The organism is Streptomyces glaucus (assembly GCF_039533365.1).
GTDB classification, from domain to species: Bacteria; Actinomycetota; Actinomycetes; order Streptomycetales; family Streptomycetaceae; genus Streptomyces; species Streptomyces glaucus.
The window spans coordinates 135,028-147,050 of the sequence record NZ_BAAATK010000009.1 but is presented as its reverse complement, the minus strand read 5'-3'; the positions used below and the strand labels follow the sequence as shown (position 1 = coordinate 147,050).

The following is a 12,023-nucleotide window of genomic DNA, read 5'->3' as shown; positions in this document are numbered from 1 at the left end:
CGGCCGGGCCGCGCGGGCCGTGCCGTGCGCCGCCACCCGCTACCGTGGGGCGGATGAGCAGTGATGCGAAGCCGGCCGCGCCCAGATCCCTCGCCGAGGCGCTGCGCGCCCGCGACGACGCGTCCCTGGCCGCCCTTCTGCGCAGCCGCCCCGACCTCATCACCCCCGTCCCCACCGACCTGACGCAGCTCGCCACCCGCGCCGGCACCCGGGCCTCGGTCGTGCGCGCCCTGGAGCGGCTGGACCGCTTCGCGCTGCAGACGGCCGAGGCGCTGGCCGTGGCGCCGGACCCGGCGACGTACGGCGGACTGCTCTCCCTGATGGCCGGCGACCCGGGCGACCCGGCCGTGGCCGGCGCCCTGCCCCGGGCGCTGGCCACCCTGCGCGAGCAGGCCCTGGTGTGGGGCGGCGACGACCGGCTGCGGCTGGTGCGCACGGCCCGTGAGCTGCTGGCGCCCTCCCCGCAGCACCCCTCCCCGACCGGCCTCGGCCCGACCGTGCGGGAGGCCGCGTCGGGCATGTCCCCGGGCCGCATCCAGGAGATCGTCACCGCGGCCGGGCTGCCCTCGACGCACGACCCGGTGTCCGCGGCGGACGCGCTCACCGCCCTGTTCACGGACCGCGCGCGGCTCGCGGCGCTCCTGGACCGGGCCCCGCAGGAGTCGCGGGAGGTCCTCGCCCGCCTCGTCTGGGGGCCGCCCTACGGGCAGGTCACCGCCGACCCCGCGCCGCACCTGCGCTGGCTGCTGGACCGCGGGCTGCTGCTGCCGGCCGTCCCCGGCACGGTCGTCCTGCCCCGCGAGGTCGCCCTGCACCTGCGCGGGGGCCGGGCGCACCGCGCGCCGGAGCCGGTGCCGCCGCCGCTGGAGGCCGCGGCCGCCCACCGCCCGCAGGTGGTGGACGCGACGGCGGCCGGGCAGGCGCAGGCGGCGCTGGGCACCGTCGAGGAACTGCTGAAGGAGTGGGACGAGGGCGGCCCGGCGGTGCTGCGGGCCGGCGGGCTGAGCGTGCGGGACCTGAAGCGGACCGCCGTCGCGCTGGACGTGTCCGAGCCGGTCGCCGCGTTCTGGGTGGAACTGGCCTACGCGGCGGGCCTGCTGGCCTCCGACGGCGAGGCCGACGAGCGGTACGCGGCGACCCCCGCGTACGACGAGTGGCTGGAGCTGCCGCCGGCCGAGCGGTGGGCGCGGCTCGCCGGGGCGTGGCTGACGGCGACCCGGACGGCGGGGCTGGTCGGCGGGCGGGACGCCAAGGACCGTGTGCTGTCGGCGCTGGGGCCGAACCTGGACCGTTCGGCGGCGCCGGAGGTGCGGCACCGGGTGCTGGCCCTGCTGGCGGGGCTGCCGGAGGGCACGGCGCCGTCCGCGGAGTCGGTGCTGGCCCGGCTGCGCTGGGAGCGCCCGCCGCGCGGCCGCCGGCCGGAGGACGACCTGCGCGGCCGGCTCGCCCGGTGGACGCTGTCCGAGGCCGAACTGCTGGGCGTCACCGGGCGGGGAGCGCTCTCGGCGCACGGCCGGGCGCTGATCGGCGCGCCCGCGCCGAGGAGGCCGGACGCCGAGCCCGAGGGCCCCGGCGACAAGCTCCCCGTCCACCACCGCGCCCCCGCGCCCCCCGCCCCCCTCGCGCCGCCGGCCCCCGCCGAGCAGGCCGCCGCGCGGGCCGCCGCCGCCCGGCTGCTCGCCCCGCTGCTGCCCGAGCCGCTGGACCACGTCCTGCTCCAGGCCGACCTGACGGCGGTGGCCCCCGGCCCGCTGCGGCGGCCGCTCGCCGACCTGCTGGGGGTGCTCGCGGACGTGGAGTCCAAGGGCGGGGCCACCGTCTACCGGTTCACCCCCGCCTCCGTACGGCGCGCCCTGGACACCGGGCGGACCGCCGCCGACCTGCACGCCTTCCTCGCCGAGCACTCCCGCACGCCGGTGCCGCAGCCGCTGGCCTACCTCATCGACGACGTGGCCCGCCGGCACGGGCGGCTGCGGGTGGGCGCGGCCTCGGCGTACGTGCGCTGCGACGACGACGCGATGCTCAGCGAGATCCTCGCCGACCGGCGGGCCGCGGGGCTCGGGCTGCGCCGTCTCGCGCCGACCGTGCTGGCCGCGCAGGCCGGTCCGGCCGCGCTCCTCGACGGGCTGCGCGCGATGGGTTTCGCGCCGGCCGCGGAGTCCGCGGAGGGCGACGTGCTGATCACCCGCGCGCACGCCCGCCGCACGCCGCCGCGGACGCCCCCGGAGCCCGTCCCGGACGGTCCCCCGGTGCCGGACGACACCCTCCTGACGGCCGCGCTGCGCGCCGTCCGGGCCGGTGACCTGGCCTCCACCGCACCGCGCAAGCCCGGCCCCGGCGCCCCGGCCGCGGACGGCGAGCCGCCCCGCACCAGCTCCGCCGAGACCCTCGCCACCGTGCAGGCCGCGGTCCTGACCGGCGAGTCCCTGTGGATCGGCTACGTCAACGCCGAGGGCGCCGCCAGCCAGCACGTCATCGCCCCGGTCCGCGTGGAGGGCGGTTTCGTCACCGCCTACGACCACACCGCGGACGAGGTCCGCACCTTCCCCCTGCACCGCGTCACCGGGGTCGCGGAACTGGCCGACGACGGGGTGTGACACGGCCCGGCCGGCCGGTCACCGTCACCCGTCCGGGCGTACGCGGCGTTTCATGCACGCCACACCGGGCGCTTCCCACCGACGGGCGATCCGCGGGCGTGTCGCGCATCACGGCGTGCGGCGCCGGGCAGCCCACGGGTGTTCCGACCGCGCTCGACCGAGCGACACAGAAAGGTAGTTCCTCCATGCGCACTGCTCGTCGTATCGCCACCGTGCTGACCGCGACCGCCGCCATGATCGGCGCCTGCGCCGTCCAGGCCTCCGCGGTCGCCATCGAGGCCGCGGGGGTCGTCCTCGAACTGCCCGCGCTCTGATCCACCGGGCGACGGCCGGCCCCGGCCCCTCCTGGGGCCGGCCCGTCCCGCCACCGTCACTCCGTGAAAGGCCCGTCCGCGTCCATGCGTCCCGAACTGCCCGTCCGCGCCCGCCGCGCCGCCTCCGCCGCCCTGGTCCTCACCGCCGCCCTGGTGGGCGCGCTCGCCCCGGGGGCCGCCGCGGCGGCCGAGGCCCCCGCCGTGCTGCCGCTCCCGCTCCCGGGCGCGGAGTCCCTCGTCACGGAGGGGCTCACCATCGAGGGACCGCTGATCAACAACATCAGTCTGCCCACGCTGCGGTAGCGCGCCGCGTCCGGTAGCTGTCCCCGTCGAGCCGCACGATCTCGGCGTGGTGGGCCAGCCGGTCCACCATCGCCGCCGCGGACGGGCCGCCGAAGACCTCGTCCCAGCGGCCGAGCGGACGGTCGGTGGTGACGATCAGCGAGCCCCGCTCGTAGCGGTGGGCGACCAGCTGGAAGAAGAGCCGGGAGGTGTCCGCGTCGAACGGCACGTACCCGACCTCGTCGACGATCAGCAGGGGGCAGTCGTCGAGGGCGGCCAGTTCCTCGGCGAGCCGGCCCGCCGCCCGCGCCCGGCCGAGGCGCCCGGCCCACTCGGCGACCGTCGCGAACAGCACCCGGTGCCCGGCCTGGCAGGCGCGCACGCCGAGGGCGACGGCGAGGTGCGTCTTGCCGGTGCCGGGCGGTCCGACGAAGACCGCGTTCCGCCGGGCGGCGACGAAGTCCAGCTTGCCGAGCCGGGCCACGGCCTCCCGGTCGAAGTCCCGGGGATGCCCGGCGTCGAAGTCCTCCAGCTCCTTGCGGGCGGGGAAGCCGGCGGCGCGGATGCGCGCCTCGGCGCCCGTCTCCTCGGCCGGCGGCGGGGCCTGGGCCGGGATCGGCACGCGCTGCCGGGCCGGCGCCGCCGGGGGCCCGGGGTCCGGGCGGTGCCCGTGGCCGTCCCGGTGGGCGGCCTGCTCGGCCCGCGCGACCATCGGCCCCGACATGTACGCCAGGATCGCCGCCGAGACGATGAAGGCCATGTGGATCACCGTGCCCCACAGCAGGCTGTGGCGGGAGGTGTGCTGCACGTCCACGAACATCTGCAGCAGGTGGACGGAGGAGATGCCCACGATGGCGGTGGCCAGCTTCACCTTCAGCACGTTGGGGTTGACGTGCGAGAGCCACTCGGGCTGGTCGCGGTGGCCCTGGAGGCCGATGCGGGAGACGAAGGTCTCGTAGCCGCCGACGATCACCATGATCAGCAGGTTGGCGATCATGACGACGTCCACCAGCTTGAGCACCGCGAGCATGACGTACGTCTCGGTGGCGCGTCCGGTCACGCACCGGACGATTAAGTTCCACAGCTCGTAGAAGAACTTGTAGACGTACACCCCCTGGACGGCGACCAGGCCGAAGTAGAGCGGGGCCTGGAGCCAGCGGGTCGCGAACAGCGCGTATCCGAGGGTGGCGGTCGGCGGGGACGGGGAACCGGGGGAACCAGTGGAAGCCTGCACAATGCGCATTCTTCGCAGAAAACGGCCATCCGGCCCCATCCGCTCCACCCACAGGACTGACGCGCTCCACCCGCAGGGCTGAATAGACATCCTGTAGGACTGGACGAGGACTGGACGCGCCGGACGGGACCGGCCGGACCGCGCGGGGCCGGACCGGACGGCTGCCCCGGCCCCGGCCCCGGCCCCGGCCCCGGCCCCGGCCCCGGCCCGGGGAACGATCAGGCACACTGGACGTTTGGCCACGCCGTCCGGCCGTACGAAAGGGTGCCGCGTGTGAACGGTCCGCTCATCGTCCAGTCCGACAAGACCCTGCTCCTGGAGGTCGACCACGAGCAGGCCGACGACTGCCGTCGCGTCATCGCCCCGTTCGCCGAACTGGAGCGGGCGCCGGAGCACATCCACACCTACCGCGTGACGCCGCTCGGCCTGTGGAACGCGCGGGCGGCGGGGCACGACGCCGAGCAGGTCGTCGACGCGCTGGTGCAGTACAGCCGCTACCCGGTGCCGCACGCGCTGCTCGTCGACATCGCCGAGACGATGGACCGCTACGGGCGGCTGACCCTGCACAAGCACCCCGCGCACGGCCTGGTCCTGACCACCACCGACCGGCCGGTGCTGGAGGAGGTGCTGAAGTCGAAGCGGATCACGCCGCTGGTCGGCGCCCGCCTCGACCCCGACACCGTCGCCGTGCACCCCTCGGAGCGCGGACAGATCAAGCAGGTGCTGCTGAAGCTGGGCTGGCCGGCCGAGGACCTCGCCGGGTACGTCGACGGCGAGGCCCACCCGATCGAGCTGCGCGAGGACGGCTGGACGCTCAGGCCCTACCAGAAGCAGGCCGTGGAGAACTTCTGGCACGGCGGCAGCGGCGTCGTGGTGCTGCCCTGCGGGGCCGGCAAGACGCTGGTCGGCGCCGGGGCGATGGCGCAGGCCAAGTCGACCACGCTGATCCTGGTCACCAACACCGTCTCGGCCCGGCAGTGGAAGCACGAGCTGGTCAGGCGCACCAGCCTCACCGAGGACGAGATCGGCGAGTACAGCGGGACGAAGAAGGAGATCCGGCCCGTCACCATCGCCACCTACCAGGTGCTGACGACGCGGCGGAAGGGCGTCTACCCGCACCTGGAGCTGTTCGACTCCCGGGACTGGGGCCTGATCGTCTACGACGAGGTGCACCTGCTGCCGGCGCCGGTGTTCAAGTTCACCGCCGACCTCCAGGCGCGCCGCCGCCTCGGGCTCACGGCCACGCTGGTCCGCGAGGACGGCCGCGAGTCGGACGTGTTCTCCCTGATCGGCCCCAAGCGGTTCGACGCGCCCTGGAAGGAGATCGAGGCCCAGGGCTACATCGCGCCCGCCGACTGCGTGGAGGTCCGGGTCAACCTCACCGACTCCGAGCGGCTCGCGTACGCCACCGCGGAGGCGGAGGAGAAGTACCGGTTCTGCGCGACGACCGCGACGAAGCGGAAGGTGACGGAGGCGATCGTCCGCCGGTTCGCCGGGCAGCAGATCCTGGTCATCGGCCAGTACATCGACCAGCTGGACGAGCTGGGCGCGCACCTGGACGCGCCGGTGATCAAGGGCGACACGTCCAACGCCCAGCGGGAGAAGCTGTTCGAGGCGTTCCGGCAGGGCGAGATCAGCGTGCTGGTGGTGTCGAAGGTGGCGAACTTCTCCATCGACCTGCCGGAGGCGACGGTCGCCATCCAGGTGTCGGGCACCTTCGGGTCGCGGCAGGAGGAGGCGCAGCGCCTGGGCCGGGTGCTGCGGCCCAAGGCGGACGGCCACCAGGCGCACTTCTACTCGGTCGTCGCCCGCGACACGATCGACCAGGACTTCGCCGCCCACCGCCAGCGCTTCCTGGCGGAACAGGGCTACGCGTACCGGATCGTGGACGCGGACGAGATCCTCACGGGGAGCTGAAGGTCACTGGCGTCCTGAGCCCGTCAGCACCGGGCCGTCCGCGCCTGCTCCAGCAACCAGTCGACGAGGATGTCGACGTCAGTCCAGGGATTGGCGCTGTGTCCCCTTCCGGAGGCGTCACGGAGGGCGCGCGCTCGGCCGGCGGCTGCCGGATGGGCGAGGCGGAAGGGCTCGTAATCCAGGTGCTTGCGGTCGGTGCGGTAACCGCAGGCCTCGTGCTTCTCAAGGAGCTTCTGGGCAGCCTCCGACGTGTTGTATTTCCTGACCTCTTGAAAGTGGAGGAGCAGCCACAGTTCGAAGCACGGATTGCTCAGCGCAACCTTGATTCCGTGGTCCCGGGCCTCACGCAGAGCTCGCTCCAGGTCGGGGTGGGGCGTCGGGGCTTCCACGTCCATGACGCACCACACTTCGTCGTAGGCGGTGAACCTGTCCTGCCGGCTGCGTGGAGCCCGTTCCTTGTGCTTGATCGCCGCCCTGACCAAAGCGGTCGGCACCCCGTGCTCCGGGCCCAGCGCGATTTGGACGGGAAGTCCGCTCAGGTCGGAGCGCAACCCGCGCAGGTAGTGCTTCTCCGTGCACTCCCCCTCGCAGTAAACGAGAACCCTACGCAGCTCCGGCCGCTTGGCGCCTTTCCTCTTCAGCGACTTCCCCCGCCCCACTCGCCCCTCCGTCCGAGATCTCGTCGGCCAACCGTCGCAGTGATTCGTCGTCCAGGAGCGGCAACGCCCCGTACCGCCCCGAAAGGTACCGCTTCTCCAGATTGTCCCTGGTGTTCGCGGAGTCCCTCACATAGAAGTCGGTGACCGGAAAGATCCGTGTCGCCAAGGTCTGCCGGTCCTTCTCCGTGAACCAGATCTGATCCCTGTACAACTCGGTACGGGCATTGTTGCCGAGCAGTGACGCCTCGTGCGTGGTGAAGAGGAGCTGGGCCCCCGACCTGTTGACGTCAGGCGCCTGGAACATGCCGACCAGGGCATCGGCCAGGTAGGGATGAAGCCGGGCGTCCAGCTCGTCCACGGCGAGAACACTCCCCTGGGACAGCGCCGTGAGCACCGGGCCCAGGAGTCCGATCCAGGTCCGGGTACCGCTGGATTCTTCCGGAAGCGTGAGCGAGAAGATCCCGTCGGTCGTCCGATGCTGGACGTGCACGCGGTATCCCGGCGCCCCGTCCACTCGCACCCGGTCCCCCACGACCTCGTTCAGAGCCGCGACGATCCTCTTGTGCTCTTCGAGCAGTTTCTGGTCGGGTTCCTGGAACTGCAGTCCCTCCACGCCCAGGTCCGCGAAACGCAGCAGATGGGTCATCGCATCGGGGGACGTCTCCCGGTCGCCGCGGCTCTCGAACTGCCGACGCAGCAATTTCATGGTGAAGTCGAGCCGCTGGGAGAAGTCCTGGTCGCTGGCCGTACGCAGCCCGTCCCGGAACCAGCGGTGCAGGGTGCGGAGGAGTTCATGGTTCTGAGCTGCGGCCACGGACAGATAGAGGCTGTTGGGCCGGAGCAGTTCGGAGATCGTCTTGCGTCGACCGGTCAACCAGCGGCCGAAACGCAGGGTGTCCGGCGCACTGCCTTCGCGTACGTACAGCTTCCGGCGATTTCCCTCGGGGAAGTAGAAGAGCCACTCCTCCAGTACGGCCTCGTCGTCGACCGTGAAACCGAATTCGTACCGGATGCCGTCGACGACGAAGTCGATCTCATAGGTGCTCGGATGGCTCCCGGGGGCCGGCCGGAACCGGAAGGGCCGGCGCGGGACACCGCCCGCGGGGTCCCACCGACGGAACGAGTCGAGGACCGCGTGTTTCATCCATTTCAGGGCGTCGATCACGTTCGACTTGCCGGAGGCGTTCGACCCGTACACGGCGGCCACGGGAACCGCGTGCAGGTCGGTCCCGAACACTGGGTGCTGAACCCGCTCCGGCCGGTCGTCACCCGCGATCATCGACAGTTCCTGCTCATCGCGGATCGACGCGTGATTGGTCACCTGGAATCGCAGCAGCACGGCGACCTCCTCTGCAATCCACGATGTCGGCGGTGGGGGGTTATCGTCGAATCTCGACGATAACCCCCCACCGCCGACATCGCCAGGTGCTCCCTCGGATGGTGAACTCGTGGGAGTGCACCATCCCGTCTTCGCAGACGGCTTTGGAGGGCGGACGGAACAGGGCGTGCCCGGCATCGCAGCAGCAGCGTCCCGAGTCCGACGGGCGGGGCCGCCGCCGCGGCGGGGAACACGGGCCGGGCCTGCGGCTCGGCCCGCCCCGGTGAACGCGAGAGGCCGGGGCGGAGCGTCAGGCCGCCGGAGAGGGCGGCCGGGCCGGTCACCTGCGGTGGACGCCCGCCTCCATGCGGTGCTCGCCGAGGGCGATCACGTCGAAGGTGGCGCCCAGGAACACCCGGACGGCGCGCAGGGCGTCGCCGAGGCGGTGGGGGTGGCCGCCCCGCGGGACCGTGGCTCCGGACCGGCCGGGAGCCGGAGTGAAGGTCGCTGTAGTCATGCCTCCAGGGTGAGTTCCGGCGCACCCGGGCGGCATCGGTCCATGGACCGAACCCGCGCGGCCCGCGCGTACGCCTCCCGGACCGGCCCGCGCCCCGGGAAGAACGGCCGCGTCCCCCGGAAGGACGACGGGGCACGGCCGGGAAAACGATTGGCCCCCGTCCGCCCCCGCACCCTAGAATCTCCGCTCTTGCCCGCCTCCCTCACGGAGTGCCGCCCGCCCGTCTCCCACCACCACCCTCGATCGAGGCCCTTCGGGCCGCCCCCGCATTGCCGGACGGAAACCGGCCGGCCCCCGTCCACACCAGCAGGTCCCTTCGGAGGCACCCCCGTGTCCGCGTCCCCGCCCGCAGACGACCCCCTGGCCCGCGAGCGGGCCCACCTCGCCGCGTCCCGCGCCGCCCTGCGCGCCATGCGGGAGGACGTCGAGTCCCTCGACATCCGCGACGTCACCGCGAACTGGGTCAACGCCCAGGTGCTGGAGCGTCAGATCGAGGAGCGCGTCAAGGCGCTGGCCGACCTCGGCGACACCCCGCTGTTCTTCGGCCGGCTCGACTACCTGCGCTCCCCCGGCGCCGAGCAGGCGGAGGAGGCGCGGGGGGAGAGCTTCTACATCGGGCGGCGGCACGTGCACGACGCCGACGGCGACCCCATGGTGATCGACTGGCGCGCGCCGGTCTCGCAGCCGTTCTACCGGGCCTCGAAGAAGGACCCGATGGACGTCGCGCTGCGCCGCCGCTTCGGCTACACCGGCGGCGACCTCACCGCGTACGAGGACGAGCACCTGTCCGACCCCGCGGAGGCCGCGCGGACCAGCAGGCTGCTCCAGCAGGAGATCGAGCGGCCCCGCGTCGGCCCGATGCGGGACATCGTGGCGACGATCCAGCCGGAGCAGGACGAGATCGTGCGCAGCGGGCTCGGCGGCACCGTCTGCGTGCAGGGCGGTCCCGGCACCGGCAAGACGGCCGTCGGCCTGCACCGGGTCGCGTACCTGCTGTACGCGCACCGGGAGCGGCTGGCCCGCGCCGGCACCCTCGTCATCGGGCCGAACCGGTCCTTCCTGCACTACATCGAGCAGGTCCTGCCGGCGCTCGGCGAGCTGACGGTCGCCCAGGCCACCGTCGACGACCTGGTCGCCCGCGTGGAGGTGCGCGGCGCGGACGACGCGGCGGCCGCCACCGTCAAGGGCGACGCCCGGATGGCCGAGGTGCTCAGGCGGGCCCTGTACTCCCACGTGACCCCGCCCGCCGAGCCGGTCGTCGTGGTGCGCGGCTCGCGCCGCTGGCGCGTTCCGGCGTACGAGCTGGAGGAGATCGTGCGGGGCCTGCTGGACCGGGACATCCGGTACGGCGCCGCCCGCGACGCGCTGCCGCAGCGCATCGCGCACGCCGTGCTGGTGCAGATGGAGCGCGCGGGCGAGGCCCCGGACGACCGGGTGCAGGACGCGGTGGCCCGCAACAGCGCGGTGAAGGCGGCCGTGAAGGCGGTCTGGCCGGCCGTGGACCCGGCGAAGCTGGTGCTGCGGCTGCTGACGGACGCGGACTTCCTCGCCGCGCACGCCGACGGCGTCCTCACCGAGGACGAGCAGAAGACGATCCTGTGGACGAGGCCGGCGCGGTCGGTACGGTCGGCCCGGTGGTCGCCCGCGGACGCCGTGCTGATCGACGAGGCCGCCGACCTGATCGAGCGCACCCCCTCCCTCGGGCACGTCGTCCTGGACGAGGCGCAGGACCTGTCCCCCATGCAGTACCGGGCGGTGGGCCGCCGCTGCACCACCGGTTCGGCGACCGTGCTGGGCGACCTGGCGCAGGGCACCACGCCCTGGGCGACCCGCAGCTGGCAGGAGGCGCTGACCCACCTGGGCAAGCCGGACGCGGTGGTCGAGGAGCTGACGGCCGGCTTCCGCGTGCCGACCGACGTCATCGCCTACGCCTCCCGGCTGCTGCCGCACATCGCGCCGGGCCTGACGCCGGTGCGGTCGATCCGCGAGAACCCCGGCTTCTTCGAGATCCGCGCCGCCACCGGCACCGCCGACGTGGTCGGCGCCTGCCGGGAACTGCTGCGCCGGGAGGGCTCGGTCGGCCTGATCGCCGCCGACGCCCGGGTCCCCGGCCTGGCCGAGGCCCTCGACGCGGCGGGCGTCGGCCACCTCGGCCCCGGCGAGGAGACGACGCGGGAGACCCGTCTGACCCTGGTCCCGGCCTCGCTGGCCAAGGGCCTGGAGTACGACTACGTCGTCCTGGACGAGCCGCGGGCCGTGGTCGACGGCGAACCGGACGAGCGCACCGGCCTGCGCCGCCTGTACGTGGCGCTGACCCGGGCGGTGTCCGGGCTGATCGTGACCCACGCGGCCCCGCTGCCGCCGCAGCTGGCGTAGCCGCGACCCCGACGGCCCCCCTCCGGGGCCCCGTCCGGCGCCTCCCACCGGGGGCGCCGCCGGGACCGCCGCTCAGCCGTCGACCGCCCGCCGCCACCGGGCGACCGCCGCCGCCGACACCGGCCCGGCCCAGCCGTCCGGCCGGGCCGCCCCGCCGATGTGGAAGGCGTCGATCCCGGCCTCCCGCAGCACCGGGACGTGGTCCAGCCGCAGCCCACCGCCCACCAGGAGCCGCTGCCCGTACCCCGGCTCGCCGCGCCGCCGGGCCTCCGCGCGCAGGACCGGGAGCCCCTCGTCGACCCCGCCGGCCGCCCCGGCCGTCAGATAGGTGTCCAGTCCGGGCAGGTCGGCGAGGTGCTTGCGCAGGGCATCGCGGTCGGCGGCCCGGTCGATCGCCCGGTGGAACGTCCACCGGCAGCCGTCCAGCACACCGGCGATCCGTTCCACCGCGGCCAGGTCCACGCCGCCGTGCGGGTCGAGGAACCCGAGCACGAACTGCTCCGCGCCGGCCTCCCGCAGCTCCCCGGCGACCCGCGCCAGCCGCTCGACGTCCCCGGCGGCGAAGCCGTCCGCGAGCCGCAGCATCACCCGGGCGTCGATGTCGACGGCGGCGCGGACCGCGGTCACGGTCCGGACCGACGGGGTGAGCCCGTCGGCCGCCATGTCGGTGACCAGTTCGAGGCGGTCCGCGCCTCCGGCCTGGGCGGCGACCGCGTCCTCGACGCCGAGGGCGATCACCTCCAGGAGTGCACGCTTGCTCATGGGACCCCATTCGTCGGCGGCCACAGGTCTGGCAGCTCTCTGACAGC

General features: G+C 74.1%; 10 protein-coding genes. 5 read left to right on the top strand and 5 right to left on the bottom strand.

Going from position 1 to position 12,023, the window contains the following annotated elements:
- Positions 1-53: 53 nt before the first annotated feature.
- The 3 genes from ABD363_RS09820 to ABD363_RS09810 all read left to right on the top strand — a co-directional run bounded on the left by ABD363_RS09820 (position 54) and on the right by ABD363_RS09810 (position 3,214).
- On the top strand, positions 54-2,597 hold the full coding sequence (locus tag ABD363_RS09820; RefSeq protein WP_344601743.1) for a helicase-associated domain-containing protein: 2,544 nt from the start codon (positions 54-56) through the stop codon (positions 2,595-2,597).
- Between the two features lie 185 nt (positions 2,598-2,782).
- Positions 2,783-2,911 carry a hypothetical protein gene (locus ABD363_RS09815; protein ID WP_344601741.1) on the top strand — a complete coding sequence of 43 codons (129 nt, stop codon included), beginning with the start codon at positions 2,783-2,785 and terminating at the stop codon, positions 2,909-2,911.
- Between the two features lie 63 nt (positions 2,912-2,974).
- Positions 2,975-3,214, top strand: a complete 240-nt coding sequence (locus ABD363_RS09810) for a hypothetical protein (RefSeq protein WP_344601739.1) — start codon at positions 2,975-2,977, stop codon at positions 3,212-3,214.
- Here ABD363_RS09810 and istB read toward each other — a convergent pair.
- Positions 3,192-4,427, bottom strand: coding sequence for an IS21-like element helper ATPase IstB (gene istB, locus ABD363_RS09805; protein ID WP_344601737.1), 1,236 nt, complete (start codon positions 4,425-4,427; stop codon positions 3,192-3,194). The two genes, ABD363_RS09810 and istB, sit on opposite strands and share 23 nt — an antisense overlap.
- Positions 4,428-4,700: 273 nt before the next feature.
- On the opposite strand from istB, the gene ABD363_RS09800 reads away from it, so the two are divergent.
- Positions 4,701-6,344: a DNA repair helicase XPB gene (locus ABD363_RS09800; RefSeq protein WP_344601736.1), complete on the top strand. Its 1,644-nt coding sequence runs from the start codon at positions 4,701-4,703 to the stop codon at positions 6,342-6,344.
- A 23-nt stretch (positions 6,345-6,367) separates the two neighbouring features.
- On the opposite strand, the gene ABD363_RS09795 is transcribed toward ABD363_RS09800, so the two are convergent.
- The 3 genes from ABD363_RS09795 to ABD363_RS09785 form a co-directional block, all read right to left on the bottom strand.
- On the bottom strand, positions 6,368-7,003 hold the full coding sequence (locus tag ABD363_RS09795; protein WP_344601734.1) for an RloB family protein: 636 nt from the start codon (positions 7,001-7,003) through the stop codon (positions 6,368-6,370).
- Positions 6,948-8,342 carry an AAA family ATPase gene (locus ABD363_RS09790; protein ID WP_344601732.1) on the bottom strand — a complete coding sequence of 465 codons (1,395 nt, stop codon included), beginning with the start codon at positions 8,340-8,342 and terminating at the stop codon, positions 6,948-6,950. Before ABD363_RS09790 ends, ABD363_RS09795 begins: the two co-directional genes overlap by 56 nt.
- A 319-nt stretch (positions 8,343-8,661) precedes the next feature.
- Positions 8,662-8,838 carry a hypothetical protein gene (locus ABD363_RS09785; RefSeq protein WP_344601730.1) on the bottom strand — a complete coding sequence of 59 codons (177 nt, stop codon included), beginning with the start codon at positions 8,836-8,838 and terminating at the stop codon, positions 8,662-8,664.
- A gap of 411 nt (positions 8,839-9,249) precedes the next feature.
- Here ABD363_RS09785 and ABD363_RS09780 point away from each other — a divergent pair, with 411 nt between their 5' ends.
- Positions 9,250-11,214 (top strand): HelD family protein, encoded by a 1,965-nt coding sequence (locus ABD363_RS09780; RefSeq protein WP_425577960.1) that lies wholly within the window; start codon positions 9,250-9,252, stop codon positions 11,212-11,214.
- Between the two features lie 72 nt (positions 11,215-11,286).
- On the opposite strand, the gene ABD363_RS09775 is transcribed toward ABD363_RS09780, so the two are convergent.
- Positions 11,287-11,976: a copper homeostasis protein CutC gene (locus tag ABD363_RS09775; RefSeq protein ID WP_344601727.1), complete on the bottom strand. Its 690-nt coding sequence runs from the start codon at positions 11,974-11,976 to the stop codon at positions 11,287-11,289.
- Positions 11,977-12,023 lie beyond the last annotated feature (47 nt).

Coding starts and splice junctions, on each gene's coding strand:
- ABD363_RS09775 (WP_344601727.1), bottom strand. CDS start 11,976: ATGAGCAAGCGTGCACTCCTGGAGGTGATCGCCCTCGGCGTCGAGGAC.
- ABD363_RS09815 (WP_344601741.1), top strand. CDS start 2,783: ATGCGCACTGCTCGTCGTATCGCCACCGTGCTGACCGCGACCGCCGCC.
- ABD363_RS09780 (WP_425577960.1), top strand. CDS start 9,250: ATGCGGGAGGACGTCGAGTCCCTCGACATCCGCGACGTCACCGCGAAC.
- ABD363_RS09820 (WP_344601743.1), top strand. CDS start 54: ATGAGCAGTGATGCGAAGCCGGCCGCGCCCAGATCCCTCGCCGAGGCG.
- ABD363_RS09785 (WP_344601730.1), bottom strand. CDS start 8,838: ATGACTACAGCGACCTTCACTCCGGCTCCCGGCCGGTCCGGAGCCACG.